Genomic DNA, 16,755 nt, shown 5'->3' with positions numbered 1-16,755 from the left:
CTAGAACGCGACGCCGGCGTAGAGCAGCACGTTCATGTAGGGCGTGCACTCGCCCGTGCGGACCATGGCCTTGGCGTCGGCACAGAGTTGCTTGAACCGGGCATGCGGAAGCATCTCGATGTCGACTGGCTGCAGCGGTGCACACCATTCGGGCGGTTGCGAGCCGCCTGCCGCGCAAGCCTCCAGCGCAATGACCGCACGCTCGACCTGCAGTTCGCTCAGCACGGCGGCGAGCACATCGGCAAAACGCGGCACGCCCGGCGTGACGGCCAGGTCGATGCGCTGCGGCCCCGGCGGAATCGGAAGGCCGGCGTCGCCGATGACCAGCAGGTCACCGTGACCCATGCCGGCGATGACACGCGACAACTCCGCATGCAGCAGTGCAGTTCGTTTCATGACGGCAATGCGATCAAGCGAGATCCGACCAGGGCGGTGAGGGCGGCAATGCGTCGGCTTCCTGCGCCGTCGGGATCGACACCTGTGCGCCGATGCGCGTCACGCACACGGCGGCGGCGCGAATGCCTCGTTGCGTTGCCGCGGTCAGGTCCTGGCCTTGCGCCAGCCCGACTGCCACGGCACCCGCGAAGGTGTCACCCGCAGCGGTCGTGTCCATCGCCTGCACCTGGACGACCGGGTGGAATCGCTTGCGCCCTTGCTCCACCGTGACCACCCCGAGCGCACCCAGCGTGACGACGACGCGCGGCACGCCCCGTGCGTGCAGCATCTCGCCGGCCGCGGCAGCTTGGGCCGGGTTCGTGACGGCGCAATCGGCATAGGCGGCCGCTTCCACCTCGTTCACGACCACCGTGTCCAGCTGGGGCCAGAGTTCGTCCGGCAGTGGCTGCATCGGCGAAGGGTTGAACAGCACGCGGCAACCTGCGCGGCGCGCGGCGGCAACGGCTTGCAGCACCACCGGAAGGGGCGATTCAAGCTGGGTGACGAGATAGGCGGCGCCTTGCAGGTGACGTGACAAGTCATCGTCGTCCAACCGGAGGCGTGCATTGGCGCCAGCCAGCACGACGATGCGGTTCTGGGCCGAGTCCTCGAGCATGACGAGCGCGCGGCCCGTGGGCGCCTCGTCGTCCAACTGCAGCGCATCGATGGCGATGCCGTTCCACGCCAGCGCGTCGCTCATCGCTTGGCCCTCGGCGTCGCGACCGATGCGCGCCAGCATCTTCACCTTGCCGCCTTGGCGCGCGCAACTCACCGCCTGGTTGCCGCCCTTGCCGCCGGGCAGCATCGACAGCGAATGGCCGATCAGTGTCTCGCCGGCCTCGGGTGCACGCGGCACACGCAGCAGCAAGTCCATGTTCAGGCTGCCAAGCACGACAATGTTCGGCTGCGCGATCACCGTGACGTTCCTCGATAGGGCGCGGTCGAAGCGCGCACGCGCAGTTCCGGCTGCAGCATGACCTTGCGCGGACTCTGCCGACGCCCCTCGATGCGTTCGAGCAGCATGTCCACCGCCATCGTTGCAATGCGCAGCTTGGGCTGGGCCACGGTCGTCAGGGGAGGGCAGGTGAAGTGCGCCAGTTCGATGTCGTCGAAGCCGACCAGCGAGATGTCGTCGGGCACCGCCACGCCGCACTCGTGCGCCGCGCAGAGTGCGCCGATCGCCATCAGGTCGTTGGCGACGAACACCGCGCTCGGTCGCGGCTCCATGCGCAGCACCGCATGCATGGCGGCGTAGCCACTCTCGCTCGTGAAATCGCCTGCAAAAAGCAGCCCTGCGCTGGGCACGCCAAGCCCAGCCAGCGCCATGCGCCAGCCTTCGACGCGCTGGTCGGCCGTGACCACGCCCGCCGGCCCGCTGATGCAGGCAATGCGGCGGTGGCCCAGCGTCGTCAGGTGCTGGACGGCCAGCAAGGCACCGTGCATGTGGGCGGTCTCGACCAGGTCGCAGGGCAGCGTGTCGATCTCGCGGTCGACCATGACGGCGGGAACGCGCAGGCCGCTGAGCATGCCGGGCAGGGCGGGGTCTTCGCCGGAGGAAACGACGATCAAGCCATCGACCCGGCGCTCGGCCAGCACCTGCAGCACCTTGCACTGGCGAAGCGGCTCGTCATCGGTGTTGCACAGGATCAGGTTGTAGCCCGCGCCGAAGCAGCGGTCTTCAATGCCGCGCACGATCTCGGCGAAGTAGGGGTTGGAGCTGTTCGGAATCAGCATGCCCAGCGTGGCGGTGGCACTGCGTTGCAGGCTGCGGGCCACGGCGCTCGGCACGTAGCCCAGCTCGCGGATGGCTTGCTCCACGCGGGCGCGGCCCTTGTCGCTGACAAAGCGCGTCTTGTTGACCACGTGCGACACCGTGGTCACCGAGACACCAGCCTGGCGCGCCACGTCCTTGATGGTCGCCATGCTGCGTCAGCCCCGGTCTGCGCGCCGCTGGCGCAAGGTGTCGACGATCACGGCCACCACGATCACGCAGCCGGTGATGATGCGTTTGCTCGGCTCGCTGGCGCCGACCTGGGCCAGCCCCGCCTCGAGCACCGCGATGATGAGCACGCCGATGAAGGTGTTGATGACCGAACCGCGTCCGCCCATCAGGCTGGTGCCGCCGATCACGACGGCCGCGATCACGCGCAATTCCATGCCCTGGCCGGCATTGGGGTCGGCCGCTTCCAGGCGAGCCGCCTGCATCAGCCCGGCAAGGCCTGCGAGCAGCCCGGTCAGCGCGAACACGATGATGCGTACGGGTCGGGGATCGACACCTGCGAGGCGCATCGCTTCCTCGTTGGTGCCGATGCCGACGACGCTGCGGCCGAACACCGTCCGTGTCAGCACCAGTTGCCCGACGATCACCAGCACCACCGCGAGCACGAAGGACACCGACACGCCGCCAATCCACGGCGCGGCCAGTCCGGCAATGCGATCGCCCACGTACTGGGTTCGCGAGCCGGTGACCAGGTAGGCGCCGCCGCGCACGACCTCCAGCATGCCCAGCGAGACGATGAACGAGGGCAGCCGCCAGGCCACCGAGACCGAGCCCAGCAGCAGCCCGCACAGCGTGCCGGATGCGAGTCCCACCAGCGCGGCGGCCGGCGTGCTCCAGCCCCACTGCAGGATCGCCATGGCGCTGAGCGCGGCACTCAGCGCCAGCACCGAACCGACCGACAGGTCGATGCCCGCGATCATCAGCACGAAGGTCATGCCCACCGCCATGACCGCGAGCGCGGGAATCTCGTTGACGATGGCCACGAAGGTGTCCGTGGTGAAGAAATACTGGCTCAGGCTGCTGAACAGCGCGATCATGCCGACCAGCACCACGCCCAGGCCGAGATAGGTGCCAAGCTGCGCGTTGATGCCGTTGCGCGCGGGCAATGCTGCACTCATGCAGTGGTCTCCTTGATTGTTTTCTCGCTGGCGGCGCTGAATGCCGCAGCCAGCAGGGATTGTTCTGTCCATTCGCCGCGCTCGAACACCTGCACCAGGCGCCCGCCGCTCATCACGCCGATTCGGTCGCACATGTCCATCAGCTCGCGCAAGTCACTGGAGACCATCAGCAGCGCACGGCCGTCCGCCGCCATGCGCTCCAGCTCGGCATACAGGTCGGCCCGCGCGCCGATGTCGACGCCACGGGTGGGTTCGTCGAGCAACAGCACCTCGCAGTCGCGGTGCAGCCAGCGCGCGAACACCACCTTCTGCTGGTTGCCGCCGGACAGCGCGGACACCGCCTGCTCTTCGTCGCGGCAGCGCACGCGCAGCTTCTGCACCAGCGCCTTCACGGTGCCGCTCTCTTTGGCCGGCTGCAGCCAGCCCGCCTGCGAGACGGCGCGCAGGTCGCTCACCGTGGTGTTCACGCGGATGGGTTGCGGCAGCAGCAGGCCTTCCGACTTGCGGTCTTCGCTGACCAGGCCGATGCGCTGGCGCACCGCCTCGACGGGGCTGGACCATTGCGGCGCCGGCTTGCCTTCGCGCGTGAACAGTTCGACGGTGCCGCGGTCCGCCTTGTCGGCGCCGTAGATCAGGCGCAGCAGCTCGGTACGGCCGGAGCCGACCAGGCCTGCCAGCCCGAGCACTTCGCCGCTGTGAAGGTCCAGGCTCACGTCCCGCACCACCTGCGCGCGGCCCAGCCCGCGCACCTGCAGCCGCAGCGGGCCGGTGGGGCGCCGGGGTCGTTGCGCGCCGTCATCCACGGCGCGGCCGATCATGCGCTGCACCAGGTCGGCTTGGCTCACACCCGCCATCGGCCGGTCATCCACCAGCCGGCCGTCGCGCAGCACGGCGACCCGGTCGCAGATGCGGCGCAGCTCTTCGAGCCGGTGCGACACATAGATGAGCGCCACGCCCGCAGCCGCCAACTCGGCGATCTGCCCGAACAGGCGTCCGGTCTCGCGTGGCGTCAGCATCGCGGTCGGCTCGTCCAGGATCAGGATGCGGGTGTCGTCCTGCAGGTTGCGCGCGATCTCCACCATCTGCTGATGCCCGATGCCCAGGCGAGACACGGGCATGTCGGGATCGATGTCGGTCAGGCCGATGCGCGCGAGTTGGCGCTCCGCAAGTTCACGCAGACGGCCGCGTTGCAGCCAGCCGCCGCGGTTCGGCAGATGGCCCATCAGCAGGTTCTCGGCGACCGTGAGGTTCGACACCAGCCCCAGTTCCTGCATGACCATGCGAACGCCCTGCGCCTCCGCCTCGCGCCGTGAGCGCGGCGCGAAGGGCTGGCCACCCAGCTGCATCTGGCCGCGCGTGGGCGTGACCAGGCCGCAGATGATCTTGGACAGGGTGCTCTTGCCGGCGCCGTTCTCGCCGGTCAACGCCAGCACTTCCCCGGCACGGAGTTCAAGGCCCACGCCGTCGAGCACGGTCGCGGCGTAGTCCTTGCCGATGCCTTGCAGCGCCAGCACCGGCGCAGGCGAGGCGGCCATGGCCGTGCTACTTCGAATCGCGGGTGACCAGCACCACGTCGGTCTTCACTTCCGCCGGCATGCCCGATTGCGGGGTCTTGGCCGCCAGGGCCTTGAGAGCCGTCTCGATGCCGAACACCGCCTGCTTTGCGGCGAACTGGTCCGCTGTGGCGAGCACGCGGCCATCCTGGAGCATGGGCTTGATGGCGCTGATGTTGTCGTAGCCGACGACGGTCACCTTGCCGGTCTTGCCCGCCGCCTTGACGGCTGCGACGGCTCCCAGCGCCATGGAGTCGTTGCCGGCCAGCAGGGCCTTGAGGTCGGGGTGCTCGCGCAGCATGCTGGAGGCCACGCTGTTGCCCTTGTCGATTTCCCACTGGCCCGACTGCACGCCGAGCACGGTGACGTTGGCGGCCTTCATCGCGTCCTGGAAGCCCAGCGTGCGCTGTTGCGCATTGAAAGTGGTGGAGACGCCTTCGATGATGCCCACCTTGTCGCCAGCCTTCAGCGTCTTGGCCAGGGCATCGCCGACGAGCTTGGCGCCGGCGCGGTTGTCCGGGCCGACGAAGGGCACCTGCAAGCCCTTTTCCTTGAGCGCCGCGGGGTCGAGTTTGTTGTCGATGTTGACCACCAGCACGCCCTTGTCGACAGCCGCCTTGATGGCCGGTACCAACGCCTTGGAGTCGGCCGGGGCGATGACCAGGGCGTCCACCTTTTGCGCCACCATCTGCTCGACGATGCGGATCTGGGCAGCAGCATCAGTTTCGTCCTTGATGCCGTTGGCGATGAGGGTGTACTCCTTCGCATGCGCCTTCTGGTGGGCCTTGGCGCCTTCTTCCATGGTGAGGAAGAACTCGTTGGCCAGCGACTTCATGACCAGGGCCACCTTGGGAGGGTTTTGCGCCCATGAGGGGACTGCGGCCAGCGAACCTGCCAGCAAGAGTGCGGCGGTGAGCGTTCGACGCTTGAAGTCCATGTGTCTCTCCTTCCTGTGCTTTTTATTGAGGGAAGGCTCAATATAGAGACGCAAAAACGTTTGCGCAAACGTTTGCGGATGGGGGGTTTCCCGTAGTCGCCGGCAGGCGGCGGGTGGGCAGCGCTCACTCTCAATCAAGAGGGTCCCAAGCCGCGAACGGAGGGCGACTCGAACTGCGGGAAAAATCCACATAGCCCAAGTAGTTCGAACCGAGGTTCGCCCTACCGAATGAGGATCACTCTGCAAATACTTCTTGAAGCGTGGCCAACGTAGCCGCCAGGGTCTTAGCCGTTACGGCGCCCAACTTCTTCGCCAGGCGTACCTTGTCAACCGTTCGAATCTGATCCAGCAAGATCAGGCCCTTGGTGCCCCCGTGTGTCAGCGCAATCCGGAAGGGGGCGGTGAAGCCCTTGGAGGTCATCGGCGCCACGATCACGGTCCGCAGGTGATCGTTCAACTCAGAGGGTGAAATCACCACGCAGGGTCGTGATTTCTTGATCTCGCTGCCGACGGTGGGGTCGAGATTGACAAGCCAGATCTCCCCGCGCTTCACCAGGTCAGCTCCGCGTCATCGGCATTTCCGAATTCGCCCATGACCAACGCGTCGTCGCCCTTGGCAGCCAGCGCTTGAGCGGCTTCCGCCCATCCGGAGCGAGCCGGCCGAGGTGCCCTCCTCAAGACGATGGCGCCATCCTCCACCGTCATCTCCGCCGCATCCTCATCGGCGAGACCTGCTTGAGCAAGCAGTGGTTTTGGAAGGACGACGCCTTTGCTGTTTCCGAAGGGTCTGATGGTGACTTGCATGAAATTTCCTGTTGCAACAATGTTATTCCTTTTCGAGCTCCCAGGTCAAGTTATGACATTGTGTGGACGCAAGGCGTTCACGGCCCCCCCCCGCGCGCTTACCTCTTCCGTCTCATGTCCAACGTTTGTGCCACATGGTCTGGCGAAAGCGCGACTGCATGCCCATCTCGCGCCAGCCCAAAGAAATCAACCCCGCCGATCTGTCCGCCCTTGAGCACGATTTCCAGCCCGTCGCGAACCTTGGCGCTCGACCATGCGCGGCACAGCGGCGCACCGGGGGCCAGTCCCGCTGCCACGGTCAAGGCCTGGATGTCGAGGGCGCTGGCGACTTCGCCTGAACTGTCGCCACCGGCCACGACGACGCGCGTCAAGCGCACCCGGTCGAGCAACCGGCGCATGACCTCCGCAAGTGCGGTGCCCACTTGTCGCGCCGCGTCATGGCGGCCCAGGCCGGCTGCTACGGCAAGCTGGTTGAAGCCGGTGACGCTGGGGTCTTCAGGTCCCTCGGCGCTGAAGACGATCGCACTCGTGCCCCGCTCGATGGCCGTCGCTGCAACGGCGACAACGCGTTCGATCTCCGCTTCACGCGTGGCGCTGCCGAGCGCTTTGTCCAGTTGCAGGCGCTCTGTGAGGAAGCCATTCGTCCGGGCCCGCGCGATCTGCGACGCGGTGACGGGCGAGCAACTGCCGCTGACCACGGCAATGGCCGACGCGGCCTCGGCGCCCGGAAGCGAAGGCTCGCGGGGTATCAGGCCCAGTTCGCGCCAATGCGCCGCCAGCGCGTACTGCAGGCCGGAGGACGAGGCGCTGAAGAGCCCGTTGCCGCGGTTCTCCCAGACCAGCCGGCCTGCGGCGGCTAACGTGTGCTCATCCAGCACGTCGACAAATACAACTGGCACGTCGTCGGCCTGGAGCTTGTGCACCTGGCTCGCCGCTTCGCCGTTGCGCAGCTGCACCATGTCCACGAGCTCGATACGCCGCGGGGTCTGCATCGCCAGGTGGCGGCGCAGGTCGGACTCCGCCATCGGCGTGACCGGATGACGCGACATCGTGGGATGCCGGTCGATCCGGTAGCCCACGCCATCGACGGCCGCGAACAGATGGCCGAAGACCTGGTAGCGCTTCAAGCGCGGCGCCCCGACGATCGTGGGCGACCAGCGACCCGGCATGCAGTTCACGCCCAGGTCGATCGCGCACCCGATCGAGCCGATCGACGGGGAAGAGTCGAAGGTCGAGCAGACCTTGTACTGCAGCACCGGTGCCTTCAACGACGCCAATGCGGCAAACGCCTTCGGCAGTTCGCGCTGCATCCACTCGGGATCGCGGCCGCGCGATGAGCCCGCGATGCCGACGCACCGCGCTTGCGGAAAGCGGGCGAGCATGTCGGGCGTTGGCAGGTCGAGGAAGAGGACTGTCGGTATGCCGGCGGCCGTCATGGCCTCCATCGAATCGGTCGACCCCGTGAAGTCGTCCCCGTAGTACGCCAGCAAGGGCCCGTCTGGCAACTGTTGCTCGGCCTGCGTCATCGCCAGAACTCCAATGCGCCGGCCAACGCGGGCACGCGGGTGGCGCGCGCTGCGAGCGTCTCGCCGGCCACCGCGGCTTCCCAGGACGCACGCAAGGCTTCCACGCCGGCCGACACGCCCTGCGGGTGCCCGAAGATGCCGCCGCCGGCCGTGTGGATCAGGTCGGTGGTGCCGAGTGCCGCGTAGGTGTCGTGCGCCTGCAAACCCGTTTGCCCTGAGCTGAAGACCGGCATCGCCGTGAGGGCCGCGCTCGGCATGACCGGCGCGAGCACGGAGCGCGCCGCCGCGATCACGCTCTCGTCCGGTTCGCTGAACTTGTTGCGCAGCCCGTTCACATGCAGGTGGTCCGCACCCGCCAGGCGCCAGATCTTCTGCAGCGGCGCATAGTCGAATCCCAGCGCCGGCGAGCGCGACAGGTAACCCCAACCTGCCCGATGCGCGTGGATCGGCAACTGCGAATGGCGTCGCAGTTCATGCAGGCCGGTGATGCCCACCGAGTTGAGGCAGACCATCACGCAGGTACCGCCTTGTGCAACCACGTGGTCATGACGCCGCTGCATCTTGTCCAGATCGCCCGTCAGGTTGAAGGCCACCATGACCTTCTTGCCGGTGCGCTCGGCATGGTGGTTCACGACGCGCATGACCTGGGTTACGCGATCTTCGAAGGGGCAATGCGGACCGTCGGCCTGCAACTCATCGTCCTTGATGAAGTCGATGCCGCCCGCGACCAGTTCACGTACCTGTTGCGCCGTTTCGGTGGGCGACAGGCCGACGCTCGGCTTGATGATCGTTCCGATCAGCGGTCCCGTCGCGACGCCCGCGAGGCGCCGCGTGCCTTCGATGCCGAATGCCGGCCCCGGATATGCGGCGGCGAACGAGGGCGGCAATTGCAGGTCGAGCAAGCGCAAGCCCGTGACCGCGCGCAGTTCGTAGAGATTGCCCGCGATCGTCGCCATCAGGGTCGGCAGGCAGGCGCCGAGGTTCTCGATGGGCCACGACAGTTCCAGCAAGCACTGCGTGTAGCGCGCCGATGCCTTCGGCGTCGGCAGGCTCGGCGTCGTGGCCGTGCCGAGCAACTCGATGCGTTCGACGCGTGCGCCGGAGCGCGCCTTCAGTTCCGGCGTCTCCGTGGCCAGGGCCACGAAGGTGCCGCTGGACTGTTCCCCGGCGATGACCTCGGCGGCGCGCGCCGGGTCGTCGCTGGTTTCCAGCCAGTAGGTGGCATGGATGCGTTCGCCCATTTCGTTCTCGAGTTCAGGTGATCCGGCGGATGCTTTCCGCGATCTCTTCGCGGTCGAACACCTTGATCCAGTCGTCGCGCATCAGGCGCGGCTTGCCGAAGGTGATGGCCTTGTTGCAGGCATCCGAGAAAGCGCCGGGTATCTCGTTGAAGATCACCGCGCCAAGGATGTTCATGTGGCCCAGCAGGAAGTCGCGCGCGCATTGCTCGGGCACGCCGCGGCGGACGGTTTCGTCCATGGCATCGCGCATCACTTGCAGCAAGGTGGCGCACACCGTTTCCGACAGGCCCGGCTCCAGGATCGCCATCTGGTCGACCGTGAGGCGGTACGAGCGCAGGATCGGTTGGTAGATGGTCTTGGCCACGTCCTCGCCCAGGTCGAAGGCGGATTCGGGGCCCTGCATCAGCGCGCTGGTGATCGACTGCTTGGCCGCGCCGCCGCCGAAGTAGTCGCGGCGGGCTTCGGGCTCGGTCTCATCGTTGTAGATGAGCGGATGGCAGGGATGCGCGACGAAGTAGGTCAGGTCCTTGCGATCGGGCAGGTGGCCGGCGAAGGGCGCGGCTGCATCCAGCGTCATCACCATGGTGCCGGCCTTGAGCTTGGGCGAGATCTCGTGGGCGATCTTGCCGATGAGGGTGTCGGGAATCGCGAGGATCACGACGTCGGCCGCCTCCAGCGCGTCGTCCACGCTCACGCAGTCGATGCCGAGTTCGTCCTTCAGGCGCTTGCGGCCGGCCTCGCCGGGCTCGACGTGCTTGACGCGGTAGGTGGACTTCAGCAGGTTCTTCGACAGGCGCACGCCCATCTTTCCGCCGGCGCCGAAGAGGGCAATGGTTTCGTTCATGATGTTCAGGTCTCCAGGGTTGTTGAGGGAATGCCGCTCACTTGGCGTGAGCCTGTGGCTTCAGTGAAAGAGGGGAAGGATTGGCAACGGGCGATGAGCGCGCCGCACGGATGCTCATGACCAGCACGCCCGACAGCGCCATGAAGCCACCGACGGCGAACATCGGCACCTGGTAGCCACCCGTGGCGTCTTTGAGTGCACCGGTGATGAAGGGCGCGGCGAATCCGCCGAAGTTGCCGAAAGTGTTGATCAATGCAATGCCGGCAGCCGCACCCGCACCGGTGAGGAAGCGCGAAGGCAGGGCCCAGAAATTGGGCAGGGCCGCAAAGATGGCGCAGGCCGTGACCGTGACCACCGCCACCGTCGCCGCCGGCGACTGCATGAACAAGGCGCACGGAATGCTGACGGCGCCGATGAAGGCCGGGATGCCGACGTGCCAGTTGTGCACGCCATGCTTCGTCGAATGCCGGCTCCAGAAGAACAGCGCCAGGGCGGCGGGCAGGTAGGGAATAGCCGTGATCAGGCCCTTCTGGAACACGTTGAACTTGGTGCCGAACTGCGCCTCGAAGCCCCCGATGATGGTCGGCAGGAAGAAGGCGAGGGCGTAGAGGCCATAGACCAGCCCGAAGTAGATGAGCGCATAGGCCCAGACACGCGGGTCCAGCAGTGCCTTGCCGGCGTGGCTGCCGTGGCCATCGGCCTTGGAGCGGTCTTCCTTGGCCAGCTCGTTGCTCAGCCACTCGCGTTCGGCGGCAGTGAGCCACTTCGCATCGGCGGGCTTGTCCGTCAGGTAGAACCAGGCGATCACGCCGACCACGATGGCCGGCACGGCGACGCCGAAGAACATGATGCGCCAGCCTTCCAGCCCGAACAGGCCGTCGGCGCCGATCAGCAGCGCAGCCAGCGGCGCGCCGATAAGCGTGGTGAGCGGTTGCGCCAGGTAGAACAACCCGAGCACGTGACTGCGGTGCTTCGATGGAACCCAGAGGCTCAGGAACAGGATCGCGCCCGGGAAGAACCCGGCCTCCGCAACGCCCAGCAGGAAGCGCAGCCAGTACAGGCCCTGGACGCTGCTCACCCAGGTGAACAGCAACGCGATGACGCCCCAGGTGACCATGATCCGCGCCATCCAGCGACGGGCGCCGAACTTGTGCAGCGCCAGGTTGCTGGGTATCTCCAGCAGGATGTAGCCGACGAAGAAGATGCCGGCCGCGAAACCGAACTGCGCGGCGGTGAGCCCGAGGTCCTTGGTCAGCCCGTTGGGGCCGGCGAAGGAGATGGCGGTGCGGTCGAGGAAGTTGATGAAGAACATCAGGGCCACGAAGGGCACGAGCCGCAACGAGACCTTGCGGATGGCTGATTTTTCGATGTCGGGCGTGGTTGAGCGTTGATCCACGTTGTCTCCTGTTGATGGTTGAGTCGCTCGAGTTGCGTCATTGTTTTTTCGTGATCGCATGAGTTGGTGTGATGAGTACACCATAACAAATAGAAAATCCATCTAAGGGTTAGCCCGAAGCCACTTCATAACAATTCTTGCGCGCGGAAAAGCCCGTGATAAGGTCATCAGACCACGCCCCTCCGGGCGCGACGCGAGCCCCCAAGTGACCGAAACCATCCAACGCCGAAAGATCTACCAGGAGGTTCTGGACCGCCTGATGGAGCGCATCCGCTCAGGCGCGATCGCGCCGAACGCGCAACTGCCGTCTGAGCGAGAACTGATGGAGGAATACGGTGTCGGGCGGCCCGCGGTGCGGGAAGCGTTGCAGGCGCTGCAGCGCTCAGGCATCGTCGAAATCATTCACGGCGAGCGCGCGAGGGTGGTGGTTCCGACGGCCGAGCGGCTGTTGTCGCAGATTGCCAGCGGTGCGATGCACCTGCTGCGCACGCAGCCCGGGACACTGGAGCACTTGAAGGAAGTGCGCCTGTTTCTGGAGACCGGAACCGCACGGATGGCTGCCGAGCGGGCATCGGAGGAAGACGTCGCACGCCTGAGGCTCGCCATCGCGAAGCACCGGGCTTCCATGGTGGACCTGGAGCGCTTCATCGAACTCGACATGGCCTTCCACCGCGAGATCGCCGAGATCAGCGGCAACCCGATCTTCCCGGCCATCGTCGAGGCGATGTTCCGATGGGCCGGGGCGTACTACCAGTCGCTGGTGCGTGCGCCTGGCGCCGAGGAACTCACGCTCGCCGAGCATGAGCGGATCGTCGATGCGATTGCGGCAAAGGATCCGGCCGGCGCGGCGGATGCGATGCATGCGCATCTGAGCAGGGCGAACAGCCTTTACCAGCAGCTCATGCGGCCGGATGAGTTGGCGGGTATCGCCAAGGGTGCGAACAAAGCCGATGTTCGCGACCGCGCAGACCGCTATTGATGGCAGCGGTCTTGCTTACGCTCAGCCCCTGACCATCCCCACCACCTTCTCCCGCAACCGCCGCATCCCGCGGATCCAGCGGTCGTAGTCCGCAGTCTTTCGCTGCAGGAAGGTCAGCACTTCCGGATGCGGCAGCACCAGGAAGCGTTCCTCGCGCATCGCGTCGATCACCGCGCCAGCCACGGCCTCGGGCGACACCGCACCGTCACCGAGGAAGCTCTGGCTGCGCTGCGATCCGTCCGCGCCCATCAGCATCGGCGTCAGAACGCCTTGCGGGCACAGGCAACTCACGCGGATGCCCTGCGCGCCGTGCGCGATCGACAGCCATTCGGCAAAGCCGACAGCCGCATGCTTGGTGACGGAGTAGGGCGCGGCGTTCACCTGGCTCAGCAGGCCGGCGGCCGAAGCGGTCTGCACCAGGTAGCCTTCGCCGCGCGCCAGCATCTGCGGCAGCACGGCGCGCGCCGCGTAGACGTGCGCCATCACGTTCACGTCCCAATGGCGCTGCCAGTCGACGTTGGCCGTGTCTTCGTCGCCACGCACGATGATGCCGGCGTTGGAGCAGAACACGTCGACCTGGCCGAAGCGTTCGGTCGCGGCCTGCACCAGCGCCTTCATTTCCGCCTCGACTGCGACGTTGACGCCGACGCCCATGCCGCCGATGGCTTCGGCCACGCGCTTGGCACCCGCTGCATCGAGGTCCGCCACGACCACGCCGCGCGCGCCTTCCTGCGCGAAGCGTTCGCACAGTGCCTTGCCGATGCCCGACGCGCCGCCGGTGACGACGACGACCTTGCCCTGGATGTTCATTTGAATGCTCCGTCAGCAGGTCACGCCGCCGTCGATGACGAGGCTTTGCCCCGTCATGAAGGAGCCGGCCTGCGATGCCAGGAACACGGCCGCGCCGGCGATCTCGTCGGGCTCGCCGATGCGGCGCAGCGGCGTGGTGGCGGTGCGGTGCTTGAGGCCTTTAGGGTCTTCCCACAAGGCGCGTGCGAAGTCGGTCTTGATGAGGCCCGGCGCGATGCAGTTGACGCGCACGTTGTGCGGCCCGTATTCCACCGCGAGATTGCGTGCAAGCTGCATGTCCGCCGCCTTCGACACGCAGTACGCGCCGATGATCGGCGAGCCGCGCAGACCGCCGATGGACGATACGATGATGATCGCTCCGTCCTTGCGCTCGATCATCTGTGGCACCGCGAAGCTGATGAGCCAGTGGTTGGCGATCACGTTGTTCTCGAGGATCTTGCGGAACTGGTCGTCCTCGATGCCGGCTTGCGGGCCGTAGTAGGGGTTCGACGCCGCATTGCAGACCAGGATGTCGACCTTGCCGAACTGGCGGTTGGTTTCATCGACCAGGTTCTTGAGATCCTGCTTCGACGAGATGTTGGCCGGCACCGAGATGGCCGAGCCTTCACCATGCTGGCGATTGATGGCGTCGCGCACTTCCTCGCAAGGCCCGGGTTTGCGCGAGGAGATCACCACCTTGGCGCCGTGCTCGGCGAGCCGCTCGGCGATGGCGCGGCCGATGCCGCGGGATGAGCCGGTGACGATCGCCACCTTGCCCGTCAATGAAAACAGGGACATTCAGCTACTCCTGGAGGAAACATGAGGCCTGCGTGCGCGAGGCGTCGGGGACGATAGCAGAGGTCTTTCGCGCGGTCTTCCCCGGCATGCGGCCGGACAGTCTCGGAGGCGACGGTGGCTCGCGCGGTCCGCTGCGCTCGGTACTGAAGGTGTGAAGATTTGGTAGCAAGGGCGCCAGCCGGGAGGCCGGTTCGCGGAGCGGAACTACCCTCACGTGCAATGACAACCAAGTTGCGGCGAGGCTGACAATTGCGCGAAGCGCTTGCAATGCCGGAGCCAACACCGCAGGCCCGAGATCGGTGGCCGCAGTAGAAAAACTCACACCTTCTCAGACGAAGTGCTTTCTCAACGTGTGGACTTGCCCGCCGTCGCCGTGCCGTGCGCGCCTTTGCGCAGGTCGGACGACACGCCGGGAACGAGCAGGGGCGAGCCTTCGCCGACCTGGTCTTCCGTGACGATCAAGATGTTGTTGAACTGGGGCAAGGGACGCTCCGGTGTGCCAGACGATGGCCGCGGTGAGGGCTTGACAGCCGTTCTTCAGATCCCGATCGATGGGGGCCGTTGCCGCAAGCCGGCGCCGTCCAGGGATCACTCGCCTTCGTCGATCTCCAGCAGCCTGCCGCCGGTGTAGCGATAGAACAGATCCGACGCGACCGATTCCGCGGCACGCATGGCTGCGTCTTCTGCGACGCGGAACTCCATGACCAGGCGCATGACGCGTTGGAGGGTGCTCTGGTAGATGGCGCCTTCCGTGTCGAAGCCCACGGCAGCAAGCAGATCCATCGCGCGGACCAGCTCTGCATGAATGACGTTGAAGGGGCGAAAGTTGTGTTCCATGTCGTTCTCCTTGTCTGCCACTGAGTTGCAGCAAGGCCGGAACGGGTTCTCATTGATTGGATGCGACGCTTTGCGAACGTCCTGGCCAGACGGACACGCCTCGCCTTCCGTGCAGTTGTTCACGGCTTGTGGGAGACGCGCGACAGCATCGGCGCGCACCTCTCCGCAGGTGACGGCCGAGGTCGCCGCCTTCGGCCCTGACGCAGCGCGACGCCGCCATTCACCCCGCGCCCGCACTCCCATCCCGCACCGCAAACACATCCACCGGCGCCGACTTCCCATGAAACAGCGCCGGCCCCAGCGCCTCGACCGCAATACGCCCGTCGATCGCATGGCAGGTCGCCGGGTCGATCAGGATCGCGCGCTGCGCCAGCTTGGTGTGGGCTTCCAGCCGCGCGGCCAGGTTCACCGTGTCCCCGATGCAGGTGTACGTCGCGCGCTCCTGCGTGCCGGTGTAGCCGGCCACCATCTCCCCGGTGGCGACGCCCACACCGATCCGTATCTCCGACTTGTGCGTGGCGGTGCGTTCCAGGTTCAGCAGCCCGACCATCTCGACCATGTCCATCGCTGCGCGCACCGCGCAGCCGCCGTGGTCTTCCAGCGGTAGCGGGGCGCCGAAGATGGCCATGAGGCCGTCGCCGATCATCTGGTTGACCACGCCGCCGTGGCTGGTGATGGCCTCGAACATCAGCGTGTAGTACGTGTTCAGCAGGTCGATCGTTTCCTCGGGCGACTGCGACTCGACGATGGCGGTGAAGCCCCGGATGTCGGAGAACATGACCGTGCCCTGCACGCGTCGGCCGCCGAGCGCGAAGCCGGATTGCTGCAGGTCCTGCGCCACCTCCGAGGTGGCGAAGCGGCGCACCATTTCCTTCAACTGGTCCCGCAGCCGCTTCTTCTCCAGGCTGGCACCGATGCGCGCCTTCAGCAGCACCGCGTTGACCGGCTTGTGCAGGTAGTCCTCGGCACCCAGTTCGATGCAGCGCACGATGTCGGCCACGCCTTCGAGCGAGGAGGTGACGATCACCGGCAGGTCGCGCAGCCGGGTGTCGGCGCTCAGGTGCTCCAGCACCTCGAAGCCGGTCATCTCCGGCATCTCGATGTCGAGCAGCATCAGGTCGAAGGCGCCGTTGCGCAGCATGTCCAGGGCGATGCGGCCGTTCTCGGCGGTCTTGACGCTGTGGCCCTGCAGTTCGAGGCTGCGGGTCAGCAGCAGGCGGTTGACCTTGTTGTCGTCCGCGACCAGCAGGCGGGCCGCGGAGGGGTTCTGTTCAGACATGGCACAGCGCCTTGAGCGAGGCGTCGACGCGCAGGTATTCGAGCATCAGCGCATCGAGCGCTTCGGGCGGCTGCGCCGCTGGAAGGCCGCCGAGTTCCAGGTCCCGCGCCATCGCGCCCAGCGCGAGCGCACCGAAGGTGAGGCTGTTCGACTTGAGCGAATGCGCGGCCCGGCGGAAGGTGTCGGCATCGCCCGCGGCCTGCGACTCGCGCAGTTCCTTCAGCATCTGCGGCGCTTCTTCCAGAAAGGTCTGGACCAGCTCAGTCACGAACTCGGCGCCGGCGGCCTCTTGTAGTTCGGCGAAGGTGGCGGGGTCGATGGTGGGGTCACTCATGTCGGGGTTCCATCAATCGTTCTTGTGTACAAGGCGCGCGCCAATTCCAGATGTACCACCGGACCGGCTTTGGAGGACCATTGGTGTTGCCCCCCGCAGGAGGTT

Annotated in this window: 19 protein-coding genes; 1 reads left to right on the top strand and 18 read right to left on the bottom strand. The window is 66.4% G+C overall.

The window, feature by feature from the left end; genetic code table 11:
• From rbsD to WKW82_RS14755, 12 genes are all read right to left on the bottom strand, one after another.
• Complete coding sequence (rbsD, locus tag WKW82_RS14810; protein ID WP_340343061.1) at nucleotides 1-396, bottom strand: D-ribose pyranase; 396 nt, start codon at nucleotides 394-396, stop codon at nucleotides 1-3.
• 13 nt (nucleotides 397-409) lie between these two features.
• Complete coding sequence (locus WKW82_RS14805) at nucleotides 410-1,351, bottom strand: ribokinase (protein ID WP_340343060.1); 942 nt, start codon at nucleotides 1,349-1,351, stop codon at nucleotides 410-412.
• Nucleotides 1,348-2,358, bottom strand: coding sequence for a LacI family DNA-binding transcriptional regulator (locus WKW82_RS14800; RefSeq protein WP_340343059.1), 1,011 nt, complete (start codon nucleotides 2,356-2,358; stop codon nucleotides 1,348-1,350). The genes WKW82_RS14805 and WKW82_RS14800 overlap by 4 nt, the downstream gene beginning before the upstream one ends.
• A 6-nt stretch (nucleotides 2,359-2,364) precedes the next feature.
• Nucleotides 2,365-3,333, bottom strand: coding sequence for an ABC transporter permease (locus WKW82_RS14795; RefSeq protein ID WP_340343058.1), 969 nt, complete (start codon nucleotides 3,331-3,333; stop codon nucleotides 2,365-2,367).
• Nucleotides 3,330-4,868: a sugar ABC transporter ATP-binding protein gene (locus WKW82_RS14790; RefSeq protein WP_340343057.1), complete on the bottom strand. Its 1,539-nt coding sequence runs from the start codon at nucleotides 4,866-4,868 to the stop codon at nucleotides 3,330-3,332. The genes WKW82_RS14795 and WKW82_RS14790 overlap by 4 nt, the downstream gene beginning before the upstream one ends.
• Before the next feature lie 7 nt (nucleotides 4,869-4,875).
• Nucleotides 4,876-5,823 (bottom strand): sugar ABC transporter substrate-binding protein, encoded by a 948-nt coding sequence (locus WKW82_RS14785; protein WP_340343056.1) that lies wholly within the window; start codon nucleotides 5,821-5,823, stop codon nucleotides 4,876-4,878.
• 235 nt (nucleotides 5,824-6,058) lie between these two features.
• Complete coding sequence (locus WKW82_RS14780) at nucleotides 6,059-6,379, bottom strand: type II toxin-antitoxin system PemK/MazF family toxin (protein WP_340343213.1); 321 nt, start codon at nucleotides 6,377-6,379, stop codon at nucleotides 6,059-6,061.
• On the bottom strand, nucleotides 6,373-6,627 hold the full coding sequence (locus WKW82_RS14775; RefSeq protein WP_340343055.1) for an AbrB/MazE/SpoVT family DNA-binding domain-containing protein: 255 nt from the start codon (nucleotides 6,625-6,627) through the stop codon (nucleotides 6,373-6,375). Before WKW82_RS14775 ends, WKW82_RS14780 begins: the two co-directional genes overlap by 7 nt.
• Nucleotides 6,628-6,725: 98 nt before the next feature.
• Nucleotides 6,726-8,153 (bottom strand): 3-oxo-isoapionate kinase OiaK, encoded by a 1,428-nt coding sequence (gene oiaK / locus WKW82_RS14770; RefSeq protein WP_340343053.1) that lies wholly within the window; start codon nucleotides 8,151-8,153, stop codon nucleotides 6,726-6,728.
• Complete coding sequence (locus tag WKW82_RS14765; RefSeq protein ID WP_340343052.1) at nucleotides 8,150-9,394, bottom strand: ribulose-bisphosphate carboxylase large subunit family protein; 1,245 nt, start codon at nucleotides 9,392-9,394, stop codon at nucleotides 8,150-8,152. Before WKW82_RS14765 ends, oiaK begins: the two co-directional genes overlap by 4 nt.
• Nucleotides 9,395-9,407: 13 nt before the next feature.
• Complete coding sequence (locus tag WKW82_RS14760; protein WP_340343051.1) at nucleotides 9,408-10,238, bottom strand: phosphogluconate dehydrogenase C-terminal domain-containing protein; 831 nt, start codon at nucleotides 10,236-10,238, stop codon at nucleotides 9,408-9,410.
• A 37-nt stretch (nucleotides 10,239-10,275) separates the two neighbouring features.
• Nucleotides 10,276-11,550, bottom strand: a complete 1,275-nt coding sequence (locus WKW82_RS14755) for an MFS transporter (RefSeq protein ID WP_422823497.1) — start codon at nucleotides 11,548-11,550, stop codon at nucleotides 10,276-10,278.
• Nucleotides 11,551-11,839: 289 nt separating this feature from the next.
• Between WKW82_RS14755 and WKW82_RS14750 the strand changes: the two genes are divergently transcribed.
• Entirely contained in the window at nucleotides 11,840-12,613 is a 774-nt protein-coding gene (locus WKW82_RS14750) for a transcriptional regulator NanR (RefSeq protein WP_340343049.1), read from the top strand.
• 21 nt (nucleotides 12,614-12,634) lie between these two features.
• Here the strand turns inward: WKW82_RS14750 and WKW82_RS14745 are convergent, their stop codons facing one another.
• The 6 genes from WKW82_RS14745 to WKW82_RS14720 form a co-directional block, all read right to left on the bottom strand.
• Nucleotides 12,635-13,423 (bottom strand): SDR family oxidoreductase, encoded by a 789-nt coding sequence (locus WKW82_RS14745; RefSeq protein WP_340343048.1) that lies wholly within the window; start codon nucleotides 13,421-13,423, stop codon nucleotides 12,635-12,637.
• A 12-nt stretch (nucleotides 13,424-13,435) separates the two neighbouring features.
• Nucleotides 13,436-14,200 carry an SDR family oxidoreductase gene (locus WKW82_RS14740; RefSeq protein ID WP_340343047.1) on the bottom strand — a complete coding sequence of 255 codons (765 nt, stop codon included), beginning with the start codon at nucleotides 14,198-14,200 and terminating at the stop codon, nucleotides 13,436-13,438.
• A 345-nt stretch (nucleotides 14,201-14,545) separates the two neighbouring features.
• Entirely contained in the window at nucleotides 14,546-14,683 is a 138-nt protein-coding gene (locus tag WKW82_RS14735) for a hypothetical protein (RefSeq protein WP_340343046.1), read from the bottom strand.
• A 105-nt stretch (nucleotides 14,684-14,788) separates the two neighbouring features.
• Entirely contained in the window at nucleotides 14,789-15,037 is a 249-nt protein-coding gene (locus tag WKW82_RS14730; RefSeq protein WP_340343045.1) for a hypothetical protein, read from the bottom strand.
• 220 nt (nucleotides 15,038-15,257) lie between these two features.
• Nucleotides 15,258-16,316, bottom strand: coding sequence for an adenylate/guanylate cyclase domain-containing protein (locus tag WKW82_RS14725; RefSeq protein ID WP_340343044.1), 1,059 nt, complete (start codon nucleotides 16,314-16,316; stop codon nucleotides 15,258-15,260).
• Nucleotides 16,309-16,650 carry an Hpt domain-containing protein gene (locus WKW82_RS14720; RefSeq protein WP_340343043.1) on the bottom strand — a complete coding sequence of 114 codons (342 nt, stop codon included), beginning with the start codon at nucleotides 16,648-16,650 and terminating at the stop codon, nucleotides 16,309-16,311. Before WKW82_RS14720 ends, WKW82_RS14725 begins: the two co-directional genes overlap by 8 nt.
• Nucleotides 16,651-16,755: the final 105 nt, after the last annotated feature.

The organism is Variovorax rhizosphaerae (assembly GCF_037889975.1).
Lineage (GTDB): Bacteria > Pseudomonadota > Gammaproteobacteria > Burkholderiales > Burkholderiaceae_C > Variovorax > Variovorax rhizosphaerae.
Note: the sequence above shows the minus strand (reverse complement) of the source record. Positions and strands in the feature narration are given on the sequence as shown.

Excerpts from the sequence above, each read along its gene's own strand:
- WKW82_RS14730 (WP_340343045.1), bottom strand. The coding sequence starts at position 15,037 with ATGGAACACAACTTTCGCCCCTTCAACGTCATTCATGCAGAGCTGGTC.
- WKW82_RS14720 (WP_340343043.1), bottom strand. The coding sequence starts at position 16,650 with ATGAGTGACCCCACCATCGACCCCGCCACCTTCGCCGAACTACAAGAG.
- WKW82_RS14790 (WP_340343057.1), bottom strand. The coding sequence starts at position 4,868 with ATGGCCGCCTCGCCTGCGCCGGTGCTGGCGCTGCAAGGCATCGGCAAG.
- WKW82_RS14765 (WP_340343052.1), bottom strand. The coding sequence starts at position 9,394 with ATGGGCGAACGCATCCATGCCACCTACTGGCTGGAAACCAGCGACGAC.
- WKW82_RS14795 (WP_340343058.1), bottom strand. The coding sequence starts at position 3,333 with ATGAGTGCAGCATTGCCCGCGCGCAACGGCATCAACGCGCAGCTTGGC.
- WKW82_RS14725 (WP_340343044.1), bottom strand. The coding sequence starts at position 16,316 with ATGTCTGAACAGAACCCCTCCGCGGCCCGCCTGCTGGTCGCGGACGAC.
- oiaK (WP_340343053.1), bottom strand. The coding sequence starts at position 8,153 with ATGACGCAGGCCGAGCAACAGTTGCCAGACGGGCCCTTGCTGGCGTAC.
- rbsD (WP_340343061.1), bottom strand. The coding sequence starts at position 396 with ATGAAACGAACTGCACTGCTGCATGCGGAGTTGTCGCGTGTCATCGCC.
- WKW82_RS14760 (WP_340343051.1), bottom strand. The coding sequence starts at position 10,238 with ATGAACGAAACCATTGCCCTCTTCGGCGCCGGCGGAAAGATGGGCGTG.
- WKW82_RS14740 (WP_340343047.1), bottom strand. The coding sequence starts at position 14,200 with ATGTCCCTGTTTTCATTGACGGGCAAGGTGGCGATCGTCACCGGCTCA.
- WKW82_RS14800 (WP_340343059.1), bottom strand. The coding sequence starts at position 2,358 with ATGGCGACCATCAAGGACGTGGCGCGCCAGGCTGGTGTCTCGGTGACC.
- WKW82_RS14785 (WP_340343056.1), bottom strand. The coding sequence starts at position 5,823 with ATGGACTTCAAGCGTCGAACGCTCACCGCCGCACTCTTGCTGGCAGGT.
- WKW82_RS14755 (WP_422823497.1), bottom strand. The coding sequence starts at position 11,550 with ATGTTCTTCATCAACTTCCTCGACCGCACCGCCATCTCCTTCGCCGGC.
- WKW82_RS14745 (WP_340343048.1), bottom strand. The coding sequence starts at position 13,423 with ATGAACATCCAGGGCAAGGTCGTCGTCGTCACCGGCGGCGCGTCGGGC.
- WKW82_RS14775 (WP_340343055.1), bottom strand. The coding sequence starts at position 6,627 with ATGCAAGTCACCATCAGACCCTTCGGAAACAGCAAAGGCGTCGTCCTT.